We start from the raw sequence: 12,732 nt of genomic DNA, 5'->3' as shown, positions 1-12,732 counted from the left end.
CATGGATCTTGGACTGAGGGACCGGGTGTACGTCGTCACCGGAGCCACGCGCGGGCTGGGCAACGCCGCCGCGCGCGAGCTCGTCGCCGACGGGGCGAAGGTGGTCATCACGGGGCGGGACGAGCAGCGCGTCGCCGACGCGGCGGCCGAGCTGGGCCCGAACGCGGCCGGTGTCGCCGTCGACAACGCCGACCCGCAGGGCGCCGAGCGGCTCATCGCGGCCGCCCGCGAGCGCTTCGGCGGCTTCGACGGCGTCCTGATCAGCGTCGGCGGGCCGCCACCGGGGTTCGTCGCCGACAACACGGACGAGCAGTGGCGGGGCGCGTTCGAGTCGGTGTTCATGGGTGCGGTACGGCTGGCTCGCGCGGCGGCCGCGGAGCTGGAGCCGGGCGGGGTCATCGGGTTCGTGCTGTCCGCCTCGGTGTACGAGCCGATTCCGGGACTGACCATCTCCAACGGGCTGCGGCCCGGACTCGCCGGGTTCGCCAAATCCATCGCGGACGAGCTGGGGCCGCTCGGGATCCGGGTGCTGGGGCTGCTCCCATCGCGCATCGACACGGATCGCGTGCGCGAGCTGGACGGGTTGTCGGCGGACCCGGAGGCTACTCGGGCGGCGAATGAGTCCCGGATTCCGTTGCGGCGGTACGGGACGCCCGAGGAGTTCGGGCGGGTGGCCGCGTTCTTGCTGTCTCCGGCCGCGTCCTACCTGACGGGGATCATGGTGCCTGTCGACGGCGGGATGCGGCACGGTTTCTGAGGGGCTCGAGCCACCCTCTCTCACGCCACCCTTTCGGCCCTGTGCTTGACCGCCCGTAGGCGTACCTCCGCCGGGAGCTTCGCCAGCCCCGCCGACTCGCGTGCGTGCGTCAGTGCCTGGGCCGTCAGGTCGTGCAGGACCGTACCGGGGTCCACGTCCGGCTCCAGTTGAAGCCACATCCGTGCCCGGGGTGTCGTACGGCGGCCGGTCAGCAGAAGACGGGTGTGGGCCACGCCCTCCTGGCGGGCCGCGTCGGCGGCCAGGACGCCTTCCAGAGCCCGGCCGCGCAGCAGCGCGCCCTTGGCGTCGCCGGTGTCGACGCGCACCTCGGTGAGCCGGCGGCGGCGCAGTACCGCCGTCAGCCACCACAGGGCGAGCAGGACCAGGAGGGCGAGCGCGGCGAGGACGGTCGGCCACCACCAGCCGGCGTCCCGCCAGCGCGTCCGCTCGGCGTCGCTGAGCAGGACGTCGTGCCGGCCGTCGTGGATCCACCAGGAGGGCGGCCGGACGCCCAGGCCGACGGCCAGCACCGAGCCGCCGAGGGCGGCCAGCAGCAGCCCGGCCAGTCCGACGAGCGTGCGGTTGACGACCCTGAGCACCGCGGTCACCCCTTCCGTCCCGGGCGGCTGACGTGCACCGACAGCGCGGGCGGCCGGGTCAGGCCCAGGCCCTGTACGGCCGCGGTGAGGGCGGTGTCCAGGTCGGCGCGTACATCGTCGAGTTCACGGAAGTGCGAGACCGCGCGGACGGCGGCCTTCCTGCGGCCCATCCGCACCCGGACCGACCGCACGCCCGAGATCTCCATGGCCCGGTCGCGCAGCACCAGGGCGGCCGCCGCGCGCTCCAGTCCGGCGCGGACGTCGGGGTGCTGGCGCCGCATCGGCAGGAGGTGCCGCAGGCCGGGCGTGGCCGCGAGCACGAGCAGCCAGAGGCCGAGGGCCAGTGCGACGCCCGCGCCGGCCAGCACCCAGCTGTCGTCGAGCTGTCGTTCGGCGAGCTGCCGGGCCAGGCCGCGGCGCCAGCTCATGGCGGGCCGGTGGGCGCGGACGGCGGCGATGTCGTAGAGGAAGGTGCCCGCGCCGAGCAGGAGCAGTACGGCCACGATGCCCGCCGGGACGCGGCGGGCCGACCAGAAGCGGCCGTCCCTGCCGCCGTCCGCCACCGGCGGGGGCTCCACCACCGTTGGGGACGGCTGCTCCGCCTTCTCCATGACGACCGGCAGCGGCTGGGTGGTGCTCTCGGTTCCCCGGGGTTCACTCATCGCGTCCTCCCCTGTGCCGTCCCCTGCGGATGCGTCAGATGCAGCCGTTCCACCTGGACGGCGACCTCCGGCACCTCCGTTCCCGCCAACGCGGTTACCCGCTCGGTGACCCGGCGACGCACCGCGCGGCAGCGGGCGGGGATGTCGGCCGGATAGTCGAGTTCCAGGTGGACACGGACGCGGACGGCGTCGTGGTGGACGACGACGGTGGCGCACGGCGGTTCCGCCTGCCCGGGCAGCGGGCCGAGCGCCTCGCGTGCCGCCTGCGCCGCGATCTTCGCGACGACCCCGTCGGCGATCCGCAGGGCGCCGCGCTCGCCGGGCGCCACGACGGTCACGGGACCGTGCGCATCACCGACCCCGCCGCTCACGGACGTCACCGCCGCCGGTCGCGCCGGTCGTCCCGGGTGCGGAGAAAGTCGCCCAGCTCCAGGTCCCCCTCGAGGAACCGGCCGACGACGAACCCGACGGCGCCCAGGGCAGCGACCAGCAGGAAGGCACCGAATCCGCCGAAGTACCCGGCGAAGCCCAGCGCCATCCCGGCGATCATGCCGACCACGGCCATGCTCATGCTGTGCTCCTCAGCTCCTCAGCCGTGCGTTGTCCGGGCCGTCGGGCGTCACTGGATCCGGGGCTCCGGCTCCTCTTCCTCCTCCTCCGGAAGCTTGACATCGCTCACCGCGACGTTGACCTCCACGACCTGTAGTCCGGTCATCCGCTCCACCGCCGTGATCACGTTCTCCCGCACGGCATGGGCGACATCGGCGATCGCCACGCCGTAGTCCACGACGATCTCCAGGTCGAGCGCGGTCTGCACCTCGCCGACCTCGGCCTTCACTCCCCGGGTCACCGATTTCGTGCCGCCGGGCACCCGGTCGCGTACGGCGCCGAAGGTCCGTGCGAGTCCGCTGCCGAGTGCGTGCACTCCGACCACGTCCCGCGCGGCCAGCGCCGCGATCTTCTCCACGACCCCGTCGGCGATGGTGGTCCGTCCCCGGGTCGCGGGATCCCCGCCCCCACGCCGTGTCGGCTGTGCCCCGCGGGCCCCCGTCGTCCCGGGCACGTCCTTGGCACCCGTGGGATCCGCCGTCCGGTCCTGATTCGTCATCTCGGTCATGGCCGTACGTCCTCTTCGGTCGTCCTCCTTCGACCACGGTAAGTGTGCTTGCGGCGCCCCGCCCCGGGGATGCGGCAGGCTGGAGCAATGACGGCGGAGCGATGGGCGCGTGCGGTGCGACAGCAGCTGGGCCTCGGCAGGCTGCTTCCCCTGGGTGGCGCGCGTGACGGCGCGTGGATCGCGGAGGGGGCGGCCACGGAGGTGCTGCGGCGCGCGACGCGGGAAGTGACGGGTGTGCGCCTGGGCGCGCTGCGGCTCGGGCTCGCCGGGCCGGAGTACACCGAGGAGCCCGCCGTGCCCCTGCCGCCGAGTGCGCTGCCGCCGGGTCCGCTCCGGCTGACGGCCGACTTCGCGGCCACGGCGGACATGCCCCTGCCCGACACGGCGTCCCGTCTGCGTCTGGTCCTGGCGACGGCCGCGACGGAGGGGCTCGGTCTCGCGGTCACCGAGGTGGACCTCGGGGTGACCGGCCTGCTGGACGACGAGGAGCCGCCCGCCCCGGCCACGGTTACGGTTACGGTGCCGCCGGTGCCGGCCCGGGAGACGGCGGACGCCGACGAGAACCGGGCCGCCACGGCCGCCCTCTCCGTGCCCGGCGTGACCCGGCTGACCGGCGCGCTGGGCGGCCTGGGCCGGGCGGTACGCATCGAGGAACGGCAGGACCAGGACGAGGCCGCGCTCGCGCACCGCCACGTCCGGGTGGAAGTGGCGGTGGACGCCGCGTACCGCGCCCTGGACGTGGCCCGGCAGGTGCGCGCAGCCGTCGGCGACGCGCTGCGGGATCACCCGACCGTGGCCGTGCTGGTGACGGCCGTCGACTGACCCCGTACGGCTCACTCGCCGATGCCGGCCAGGTCCCTCAGCCGCCGCGCCTGGGCCTGGCGCTCCGCGGCGCACGCCCGACGGCTCGGACCGGGCCGTGCGCACCGAGGAACGGCGGACATGGCCGAGCCGTCGGGGACGCGCTGCGACGTCACCCGACCGCGGCCATGCCAGCGACCGCCGTCGACTGACCCGGTACGGCTCACTCGCCGATGCCGGCCAGGTCCCTCAGCCGCCGCGCCTGGGCCTGGCGCTCCGCGGCGCGCTGTTCGTCGTAGCCGCGACCGGCCACCCCGCGCAGCAGGGCCTTGGTCTCCACGACCGCGTCGCGGGGTGCCGCGAGCAGCGCCGCCGTGAAGTCGCGGAGCGTGCCGTCGAGTTCCTCCACGGGCACCGCGATGTTGGCCAGCCCCGAACTCACCGCCTCCTCGGCCTGCACGGACCGTCCGGTCACGCAGATCTCCAACGCCCGGGCGTACCCGACCAGTTCCACCAGCGGGTGCGTGCCCGTGAGGTCGGGCACGATCCCGAGGCTGGTCTCGCGCATGGCGAACTGCACATCGTGCGCGACGATGCGCAGATCGCAGGCGAGGGCCAGTTGGAAGCCGGCACCGATGGCGTGCCCCTGGACAGCGGCGACGGACACGATGTCGTTCCGCCGCCACCAGGTGAACGCTTCCTGGTAGCCGGCGATGGTCGCGTCGAGCTCGGCGTCGTCACGGCGCGCGAGGTCGACGAAGGTCGGCTCGCCCTCGATCCCCTCGGGCGTGAACATCTGCCGGTCGAGCCCGGCGGAGAAGGACTTGCCCTCACCGCGCAGCACGACCACCCGGACGGAGCCCGGCAGCAGCCGGCCGGCCTCGGCCAACGCCCGCCACAGAGCGGGGCTCTGCGCGTTGCGCTTGGCCGGGTTGGTCAGCGTCACCGTGGCGAGCGCGTCGTCGACGGTGAGTCGTACGCCGTCCTGGTCGAGCAGGGGAACAGCAGGGTCCTTCTCGGGCGAAGCCATGGGGCGCCTCCGATGCGTGCGGTCAGCTAAGTGACTGCACAGTAACCACCCGGCCGATCACCCGACCGACCGGGTGGCCACCATCGAAGCCGATGGGCCGCCCGGATCAGGACGATGCGGCTTTTTTGCCCCTGGTCGCTCCGCCACGCCCACGGAGCGTGACGCCCGACTCACTGAGCATCCGGTGTACGAAGCCATACGAGCGGCCGGTCTCCTCGGCCAGCGCCCGGATGCTCGCACCGGAGTCGTACTTTTTCTTCAGGTCTGCCGCGAGCTTGTCGCGCGCGGCGCCGGTTACCCGGCTGCCCTTCTTCAGAGTCTCGGCCACCCGTGCCTCCTCATGGGAAGTGCGCTCTGGTCTCCTCATGATCACCCCTCCGGGGCTCGATGGCCACCCATTCGGCAAGGTCCGTGAGACACGGTTTTGACGACGGGAGCACATCCCCACAAGCGGAACTGACGATTCCAGACGTGTGCGTCCGTACGGCCGAACGGGTTCTCTCGCGAATCAGCAGGTCAGAGACGCGCAGCGGCCGACCCCTCGGTGACCGAGGGATCGGCCGCGAAATCGATGTAGGACACACCTCGATACGAGGAGATCTCACACAGATGATGGATCACGGATCCGCCGAATGATCCATACGCAGTGGATCATTCATTCGATCAAGCCAGGGCGACAAGATCCGCGTAGTCGGAGCCCCACAGGTCCTCGACGCCGTCCGGCAGCAGAATGATCCGCTCCGGCTGGAGCGCCTCGACGGCGCCCTCGTCGTGGGTGACGAGGACCACGGCGCCCTTGTAGGTGCGCAGCGCGCCGAGGATCTCCTCGCGGCTGGCCGGGTCGAGGTTGTTGGTGGGCTCGTCCAGGAGCAGCACGTTCGCCGAGGACACCACCAGGGTCGCCAGGGCGAGACGGGTCTTCTCGCCGCCGGAGAGGACGCCGGCCGGCTTGTCGACGTCGTCGCCGGAGAAGAGGAACGAGCCCAGCACCTTGCGGACCTCCACGAGGTCCATGTCCGGGGCGGCCGAGCGCATGTTCTCCAGGACGGTGCGGTCGGCGTCCAGGGTCTCGTGCTCCTGGGCGTAGTAGCCGAGCTTGAGGCCGTGGCCGGGGACGACCGCGCCGGTGTCCGGCTGCTCGACGCCCCCGAGGAGGCGCAGCAGGGTGGTCTTGCCGGCGCCGTTGAGGCCGAGGATGACGACCCGGGAGCCCTTGTCGATGGCCAGGTCGACGTCGGTGAAGATCTCCAGCGAGCCGTACGACTTCGACAGGCCCTCGGCCATCAGCGGGGTCTTGCCGCAGGGCGCGGGCTCCGGGAAGCGGAGCTTGGCGACCTTGTCGGACTGGCGGACCGCGTCGAGGCCGGAGAGCAGCTTGTCCGCGCGGCGGGCCATGTTCTGCGCGGCGACGGTCTTGGTGGCCTTGGCGCGCATCTTGTCGGCCTGCGCGTTGAGCGCGGCGGCCTTCTTCTCGGCGTTGGCGCGCTCGCGCTTGCGGCGCTTCTCATCGGCCTCGCGCTGCTGCTGGTAGAGCTTCCAGCCCATGTTGTAGATGTCGATCGTCGAGCGATTCGCATCCAGGTAGAAGACCTTGTTGACGACCGTCTCGACCAGGTCGACGTCGTGGGAGATCACGATGAAGCCGCCGCGGTAGGTCTTGAGGTAGTCCCGCAGCCAGGTGATCGAGTCGGCGTCGAGGTGGTTGGTCGGCTCGTCGAGCAGCAGCGTGTCGGCGTCGGAGAACAGGATCCGGGCCAGCTCGATACGGCGGCGCTGACCGCCGGAGAGGGTGTGCAGCGGCTGGCCGAGCACGCGGTCGGGCAGGTTGAGCGCGGCGGCGATGGTGGCGGCCTCGGCCTCGGCGGCGTATCCGCCCTTGGTGAGGAACTCCGTCTCCTGGCGCTCGTACTGCTTGAGGGCCTTCTCCCGGGTGGTGCCCTGGCCGGTGGCGATGCGCTGCTCGTTGTCGCGCATCTTGCGCAGCAGTACGTCGAGGCCGCGCGCGGAGAGGATGCGGTCGCGGGCGAGGACATCGAGGTCGCCGGTGCGGGGGTCCTGGGGCAGGTAGCCGACCTCACCGGAGCGGGCGATGTTGCCGGCGGCCGGCATGCCCTCGCCAGCGAGGCACTTGGTGAGGGTGGTCTTCCCGGCGCCGTTGCGGCCGACCAGGCCGATGCGGTCGCCCTTGGCGACGCGGAAGTTGGCGTTCTCGAGGAGGATGCGGGCGCCGGCGCGCAGCTCGATACCGGAGGCGGAGATCACGGACAGACTCCAGAGCGGAGGTAGGTGGCGGGTGGGCGGCTGAGGACGTTCCCGCCGTCTAATGCGCGAGGAGAATGGCCATGGGGCAAGTCTAACGGGGCGGGGCAAGCGCTTTTTCTGCGTGCGGGTGTTCGGACCGCCGGGCCGGGACGTCACCGGCCGGGGAGTCGCGGCGCGGGGCGATACGGCCCAGGTCGCCGACGGCGACGTGATGTACGGCACGTCCCGGGCGGAGCGCGTGCGGAACGCGGTGATGCGGCTCGGGCGACGACCGCGAGCACGCCCCGCGCGAGGGGACGCGGAACGCCGGTGCCGCCCTGCGCCGGGAGCCGGTCGGCGCCCGGCGGCAGCGTTCCGGGACGACGGGCTCGTCCCGGACACCGACGGCCGTTCCGTCCGCCGGCATCGCCGGTGACCGGGTCGCACGCCTCCATGACCGCCCCCCTCCCGGAGGCGGTGCCATGTGCTCCGGTTGCCGTGGTCGTGGGGCGTTGTCGGTGGTGGGTGTCACACTGGCGGCGAGGCGGGCACATCGGATCGGCGCAGGGAGTGGTGGGCATGGCTGGTACGGGTGGTGCGCGGCCGAGCGTCTATCCGACGCTGCTGTACGCGGACGCGAAGGCGGCGATCAAACAGCTCACGGAGGCCTTCGGCTTCACCGAACTGTCGCTGTACGAGGGTGCGGACGGCACGGTCCTGCACGCCGAGCTGGTGCAGGGCAACGGCGGGGTGATGCTCGGTTCCAAGGGCCGGGACGGCGTCTTCGCGGAGGTGATGGGCGAGGCGGGTCCGACGGGGGTGTACGTCGTGGTGGACGACGTCGACGCCCACCACCAGCGCGCCGTGGACCACGACGCGGAGATCCTGGTGCCCCCGACCGACCAGCCGTACGGCTCGCGGGACTACATGGCCCGGGACGTCGAGGGCAACATCTGGAGTTTCGGGACGTACGCCCCCGAGATCGGGGCCTGACGGCCGCCCGGGGCCAGGCCCTATCCCCCGGTGTGCACCTGGAAGGCGGCCCGGCGCACCGCCTTGGCGAGGGCCGGGTCGGGGTGGGCGGCGGCGAGGGCGACCAGGACCTGCACGGTGCGCGGATGACCGACCGCGCGGACCTCGTCCAGCAGCTGGGGGACGGTGAGCTGGACCGCGGACTCCAGGTGGCGTACGAGCATCGGCGCCTCGCCGTGGTCGGCGACGGCGGCGGCGGTGTCCACCCACAGCCAGGTGGCCTCCTGACGGGTGAGGACCTCGTGGGCGTCCTCCGGGTCGGCCCCGTCGTGCTCGGCGAGCCACAGCAGGGCGTACGGCCTGAGCGTCGACTCGTCGACGACGCCGCGCACGTCCGCCTCGGCGGGCGCGCCGACGACGCGCAGCGCCTCGAAGGCGAGGCCGCGCAGCAGGGCGTCCTCGCCGCGGGCGGCGTCGATGAGTTCTGTGACGGCGCTGCCGACGGGCCGGGCGGCGAGCCAGGCGCGGTATTCGGCGCGGGCCGCGTTGGGGCGCAGCTGGGCGCAGCCGCGCAGCATGTCCTCGGCGCCCTGCTCGATGTTCCCGGCGGGGCTCTGCGCGGCCACGCAGATCTGCTCCAGCTTGACCCACACCGCCCAGCTGCCCAGCGGGGTGAGCGTGGCCTGGCCGTCACCGACGGTGAGGGCGCCGACGGAGCGTAGGGCGTGCAGGGCCCAGTCGAGCAGCGGCGCGAGGTCGGGCGCGGGCTCCGCCGGCGGGATGCCGACGGTGGGGGCGGCACCGGCCAGGATCTCGGGATCGGGCTCGTAGGAGATCTCGCAGCGCTCGGTGCGCAGCTCGGTGACGCGCTGCTGGAGCAGGTCGAGGAGCTGGTCGACCGGGACGGGCCCGGCGGACAGCTGTAGGAAGGAGAGCACCTGGGGCATGGCCGAGACGACCTCGGCCACGGCGGCGGGCTCGTGGCCCGCGGGCTCGGGGTGGGCGAGCGACCAGGCGTCGAAGAGGGCGACCCAGCCGCGCAGCACGGCACTGTCGTCCCGGTCCCAGGCGCGCAGCCGCCAGCCGGGGCGCGCGCTGTCGCCGTGGACCTCGACGAGCCCGGCGAGGCGGGCGGTGTCCCAGTCGGCGCGGACCTGAGCCACGGTCAGGCCCAGATCGGCGGCGGCGCGTTCGGCGGTCGTCCCCGAGAGGGTGGCCTTGCCGTCGGCGGTCGCACCGTCGCGGCCGGGGCCGAGGGCGGCGTCGGCCCAGTGAGCCAAGCGGGCCGCGTCGGCCAGGCGGGACCGCGCCATTCTGGCCAGCTCGGCGGGGGCGGGCGTGCCCTCCGGCGGGCGGGGTGCGGGGCGGCGCGAGCGCCGCTGGTTCATCGCTCGGGGGGCGGCGGCCAGGGGTCGCGGTCGGACGAGTCGAAGCCTGGAGTCGCGCGGGATACGGGACGTCACGGGTGCAGTCTTCCGGTTGACGGTCCGAAAACCCAAACGGAATGTCACGGCGGGCGACAGGGTGGGCCAACGGACACGTTCCGGCGGCAGCCGGGGAGGGGTGTTCAGGCCAGTGGTACGGCCTTGAACGGAACGGCTGGAACCGGGGCGTCGACCCCCTGCCGGGCGCTCACATCAGCGGCGTCAGGAACCGCCGCACGGTCTCCTCGTACTCCTTCGGGTCGGCGTTCCACATCGCCCCGTGCGGGGCGTCCCGGACGGTGTGCAGGGCGACCCGGTCGGCGCGCTCGGCCGCGAGGCGGCGGGAGAACTCCCAGGGGGCCACCACGTCGTCCGGTCCGTGGATCAGCAGGGTGGGCACGCTCAGCCGCGCCGGGTCGGCGGTCATCGCGAGGCGGTCGGCACGGAGGCCGGCGCGGCCCTGCGCGGCCCGCACGGCGAGCGGCAGCAGGAAGTCGGGTGCGCCCCGGGCCGCGGCGAGGGCGCGCAGCGTGGCCTCCCAGTTGAGCACCGGCGAGTCCAGGACGAGCCCGGAGACATGGTCGCGCAGGGTGGAACGCGCGGCGGCGCGCAGGGCCATGGCGGCGCCGGTGGACCAGCCGTAGAGGACGACGCGCCGGGCGCCGTAGCGGACGGCGTAGCGGATCGCCGCGTCGAGGTCGCGCCACTCGGTCTCGCCGAGGTGGTTCAGGCCGTCCGGGGGGCGGGGGGCGCCGAGGTCGCCGCGGTAGGCGAGGGCGAGCACGGAGAACCGCAGTTCGTGCAGGAACCCCATGACGTTCATGGAGTGTTCGCGGGTGGTGCCGAGGCCGTGCACCGCGATCACCCAGGTGTCCCGGGCGCCGGGCACGAACCAGGCGGGCAGGGCGCCGAGTTCGCCGGGCACGTCGATGTCGGCGTGGTCGAGGCCGAGGGCGGCGCCCGGGTTGCCGACGTACAGGTTGGGGGTGAGCCAAACCTGGTCGCCGGGATCGAGTGTGCCGTGGGTGACGCGTTCCAGTCGGCGTACGACGGTGTCGGCGGAGGGCGCGGCGGCTTCGAGGACGGGGCCGACGACGGCGTGCGAGCCGTCGCCGGCCAGGCCGTAGGTGCCGGGGCGCAGGGAGGCCAGGGCGCGGGTGAGGGCGAGCCGGCCCTCGGCCATGGCGTGCACGGTGAGCCGGGGCTCGGTGGGCAGCGGTCTGCCGGGGGCCGCCTTGAGCGCGGCGTCGCTGGCCATCCGGCCGGCGGCCACACCGGCCGCGCCGACCGCCAGGAGCGCGGTGACGGCCGAGGCCGCCGCTGTGACGGTGCGCACGGGTCCAGTGTCCCGGTGGGCCGGCCGACCGGCCAGCGGGAGCGGGTGTCGGGGTGACATGTCCTTGCGGGTTCCAGCGGGAGGCCCTTTTCAATCCCCGGGCGGGCGCGGACCGGCGGGTGCCCTCACCTCCGCTGGCCGTATCCGCGCAGCTTCTCCCCCACCGCGGCCAGCTGCTCCGGGGTCAGCAGGGACGGCGTCAGCCCGGGCACCGAGGACGCCGTCAGCCACAGGCGGCACATCCATTCCAGCTGGGCGGTGCGGTCGTAGGCCTGGTCGAGGGTGGTGCCGTAGGTGATCGTGCCGTGGTTCTGGAGGAGGCAGCCGGAGCGGTCGACGAGGGCGCGGAGCATGTTCTCGGCCAACTCCTCGGTGCCGTAGGTCGCGTAGGGGGCGACGCGGACGGGGCCACCGAGCGCGCAGGACATGTAGTGGACCGCCGGGAGTTCGGTGACGAGGGTCGAGACGGCCGTGGCGTGCACGGCGTGAGTATGGACGACGGCGCCGACGGCGGCGGCGTCGGTGGTGCGGTACACGGCCAGGTGCATGGGCAGTTCGCTGGTCGGCACCAGTGAGCCGAGCACCTGCCGTCCGGTGAGGTCGACGCCGGTCACGTCGTGCGGTGTCAGCCGGTCGTACGGGACGCCCGACGGCGTGACCAGCACGGTGTCGCCGACGCGCACCGACACGTTGCCGGAGGTGCCGACGACGAGTCCGTCGGCCACGGTCCGGCGGGCCGTCGCGACCAGCGCCTCCCAGGCCCGTGACTCCTGCTCACGCACGCCCCTGCTCTCTTCAGCCATGGCCGTGATCCTGCCAGCGGGTCGGCTGACGCGGTGTCACGGCGGCGCAGTTTAGGCCGGAATCGAGCCCTCCGAAAGGGTGCATAGCGCCATAAATGACCCTCTGTCCATGGTTGGCCGGAGATCATCGTTCATCACATGATCTTCCAATACTCTCTGCACGTTTTGTCGCGCACGTCGCCATTCCGGGGGGAATCATGGATCTGTCCCGTCTCCGCGCCCGTCCGCTCGTGGTGGCCGTGACGGCGCTCGCCGTCGGGGGGACGGCCCTCGCCGGGACCCCGGCCACGGCGGCAGGCCTGCCCAAGGGACACGACGTCTCGTCCCACCAGAAGAACGTCGACTGGCCGGAAGTGAAGGCCAAGGGCGCCCGCTTCGTCTACATCAAGGCGACCGAATCCACCGACTACCGCAACCCCTACTTCAGCCGGCAGTACAGCGGCTCGCGTGAGGCAGGCCTGATCCACGGGGCGTACCACTTCGCGCTGCCGGACGAGTCGCCGGGCGCCGCCCAGGCCGCGTACTTCGTGCGCCACGGCGGCTCCTGGACCGCCGACGGCTGGACACTGCCGCCCGCACTGGACATCGAATACAATCCGTACGACAACGGGCACAGGTGCTACGGCCTGAGCAAGGCGAAGATGGTCGACTGGATCCAGGCCTTCAGCGACGAGATGAAACGGGAGACCGGCCGCCGCCCGGTGATCTACACCACCGCCCACTGGTGGAACGACTGCACCGGCCGCAGCCATGCCTTCGCCGACCACGCGCTGTGGCTCGCCCGCCACTCCGGGGACCCCGGCGCCCTGCCGGCCGGGTGGTCGTACTGGACCTTCTGGCAGTACGACAACAGCGGCAGCCTGCCGGGTGACCAGAATCTCTTCAACGGCTCCCCGGCCGGGCTGAAGTCGTTCGCGAGGGACGACTAGCCAAGGGCCGCCCAGGGTCGTTCCGCACCACCGAACCGGAGCGGAACGGCCATCTCCGGAT

15 protein-coding genes are annotated in these 12,732 nt (G+C 73.0%); 4 read left to right on the top strand and 11 right to left on the bottom strand.

All coding sequences use genetic code 11. The features are described 5' to 3' along the window. Window position 1: 1 nt before the first annotated feature. On the top strand, window positions 2-757 hold the full coding sequence (locus tag ACWGJM_RS29315) for an SDR family oxidoreductase (RefSeq protein WP_453414728.1): 756 nt from the start codon (window positions 2-4) through the stop codon (window positions 755-757). Between the two features lie 20 nt (window positions 758-777). Here ACWGJM_RS29315 and amaP read toward each other — a convergent pair whose 3' ends face one another. From amaP to ACWGJM_RS29290, 5 genes are read right to left on the bottom strand one after another with little or no spacing between them, the layout of a single operon-like run. Then, a complete protein-coding gene (gene amaP, locus ACWGJM_RS29310; protein WP_453414727.1) occupies window positions 778-1,365 on the bottom strand; it encodes an alkaline shock response membrane anchor protein AmaP in 588 nt (195 codons plus the stop codon). Next, window positions 1,362-2,018 (bottom strand): DUF6286 domain-containing protein, encoded by a 657-nt coding sequence (locus ACWGJM_RS29305; RefSeq protein WP_453414726.1) that lies wholly within the window; start codon window positions 2,016-2,018, stop codon window positions 1,362-1,364. The genes amaP and ACWGJM_RS29305 overlap by 4 nt, the downstream gene beginning before the upstream one ends. Beyond that, window positions 2,015-2,398 (bottom strand): Asp23/Gls24 family envelope stress response protein, encoded by a 384-nt coding sequence (locus ACWGJM_RS29300; protein ID WP_453414725.1) that lies wholly within the window; start codon window positions 2,396-2,398, stop codon window positions 2,015-2,017. The genes ACWGJM_RS29305 and ACWGJM_RS29300 overlap by 4 nt, the downstream gene beginning before the upstream one ends. Beyond that, entirely contained in the window at window positions 2,395-2,589 is a 195-nt protein-coding gene (locus tag ACWGJM_RS29295; RefSeq protein ID WP_453414724.1) for a hypothetical protein, read from the bottom strand. The genes ACWGJM_RS29300 and ACWGJM_RS29295 overlap by 4 nt, the downstream gene beginning before the upstream one ends. 48 nt (window positions 2,590-2,637) lie before the next feature. Next, window positions 2,638-3,135 (bottom strand): Asp23/Gls24 family envelope stress response protein, encoded by a 498-nt coding sequence (locus ACWGJM_RS29290; protein ID WP_453414723.1) that lies wholly within the window; start codon window positions 3,133-3,135, stop codon window positions 2,638-2,640. Between the two features lie 87 nt (window positions 3,136-3,222). On the opposite strand from ACWGJM_RS29290, the gene ACWGJM_RS29285 reads away from it, so the two are divergent. Next, window positions 3,223-3,957: a nucleopolyhedrovirus P10 family protein gene (locus tag ACWGJM_RS29285; protein WP_453414722.1), complete on the top strand. Its 735-nt coding sequence runs from the start codon at window positions 3,223-3,225 to the stop codon at window positions 3,955-3,957. A 202-nt stretch (window positions 3,958-4,159) separates the two neighbouring features. On the opposite strand, the gene ACWGJM_RS29280 is transcribed toward ACWGJM_RS29285, so the two are convergent. The 3 genes from ACWGJM_RS29280 to ACWGJM_RS29270 all read right to left on the bottom strand — a co-directional run bounded on the left by ACWGJM_RS29280 (window position 4,160) and on the right by ACWGJM_RS29270 (window position 7,228). Further along, a complete protein-coding gene (locus tag ACWGJM_RS29280; RefSeq protein WP_453414721.1) occupies window positions 4,160-4,966 on the bottom strand; it encodes an enoyl-CoA hydratase/isomerase family protein in 807 nt (268 codons plus the stop codon). A gap of 106 nt (window positions 4,967-5,072) precedes the next feature. Further along, window positions 5,073-5,294 carry a helix-turn-helix domain-containing protein gene (locus tag ACWGJM_RS29275; RefSeq protein WP_004002281.1) on the bottom strand — a complete coding sequence of 74 codons (222 nt, stop codon included), beginning with the start codon at window positions 5,292-5,294 and terminating at the stop codon, window positions 5,073-5,075. 335 nt (window positions 5,295-5,629) lie between these two features. Continuing rightward, on the bottom strand, window positions 5,630-7,228 hold the full coding sequence (locus ACWGJM_RS29270; protein WP_453414720.1) for an ABC-F family ATP-binding cassette domain-containing protein: 1,599 nt from the start codon (window positions 7,226-7,228) through the stop codon (window positions 5,630-5,632). 558 nt (window positions 7,229-7,786) lie between these two features. On the opposite strand from ACWGJM_RS29270, the gene ACWGJM_RS29265 reads away from it, so the two are divergent. Continuing rightward, the gene (locus tag ACWGJM_RS29265) at window positions 7,787-8,200 is read left to right on the top strand and encodes a VOC family protein (protein WP_453414719.1); all 414 of its coding nucleotides are present in this window, start codon (window positions 7,787-7,789) and stop codon (window positions 8,198-8,200) included. 20 nt (window positions 8,201-8,220) lie between these two features. Here ACWGJM_RS29265 and ACWGJM_RS29260 read toward each other — a convergent pair whose 3' ends face one another. From ACWGJM_RS29260 to ACWGJM_RS29250, 3 genes are all read right to left on the bottom strand, one after another. Next, window positions 8,221-9,642 carry a hypothetical protein gene (locus tag ACWGJM_RS29260; RefSeq protein WP_453414718.1) on the bottom strand — a complete coding sequence of 474 codons (1,422 nt, stop codon included), beginning with the start codon at window positions 9,640-9,642 and terminating at the stop codon, window positions 8,221-8,223. 169 nt (window positions 9,643-9,811) lie between these two features. Next, window positions 9,812-10,939, bottom strand: a complete 1,128-nt coding sequence (locus tag ACWGJM_RS29255; protein ID WP_453414717.1) for an alpha/beta hydrolase — start codon at window positions 10,937-10,939, stop codon at window positions 9,812-9,814. A 125-nt stretch (window positions 10,940-11,064) separates the two neighbouring features. Continuing rightward, entirely contained in the window at window positions 11,065-11,742 is a 678-nt protein-coding gene (locus ACWGJM_RS29250; protein ID WP_453414716.1) for a class II aldolase/adducin family protein, read from the bottom strand. Window positions 11,743-11,939: 197 nt separating this feature from the next. Here ACWGJM_RS29250 and ACWGJM_RS29245 point away from each other — a divergent pair, with 197 nt between their 5' ends. Further along, entirely contained in the window at window positions 11,940-12,671 is a 732-nt protein-coding gene (locus ACWGJM_RS29245) for a lysozyme (protein ID WP_453414715.1), read from the top strand. Window positions 12,672-12,732: the final 61 nt, after the last annotated feature.

The sequence above is a fragment of the Streptomyces sp. NPDC054834 genome, from assembly GCF_053611185.1.
Note: the sequence above shows the minus strand (reverse complement) of the source record. Positions and strands in the feature narration are given on the sequence as shown.